The organism is Sporosarcina koreensis (genome assembly GCF_001531445.1).
GTDB lineage: Bacteria > Bacillota > Bacilli > Bacillales_A > Planococcaceae > Sporosarcina > Sporosarcina koreensis_C.
On sequence record NZ_LQYA01000223.1, the window covers coordinates 1 to 243 of the forward strand.

The 243-nt window shown below is 55.6% G+C and carries 1 rRNA gene; it reads right to left on the reverse strand.

Features of this window, described 5'->3' with window-relative positions:
* Window positions 1–243: ribosomal RNA gene (locus AWV70_RS19765) — 16S ribosomal RNA — on the reverse strand; the annotation flags it as partial.

The following is a 243-nucleotide window of genomic DNA, read 5'->3' on the forward strand; positions in this document are numbered from 1 at the left end:
GGCAGTCACCTTAGAGTGCCCAACTGAATGCTGGCAACTAAGATCAAGGGTTGCGCTCGTTGCGGGACTTAACCCAACATCTCACGACACGAGCTGACGACAACCATGCACCACCTGTCACCGCTGTCCCCGAAGGGAAAGGCGTATCTCTACACCAGTCAGCGGGATGTCAAGACCTGGTAAGGTTCTTCGCGTTGCTTCGAATTAAACCACATGCTCCACCGCTTGTGCGGGTCCCCGTCA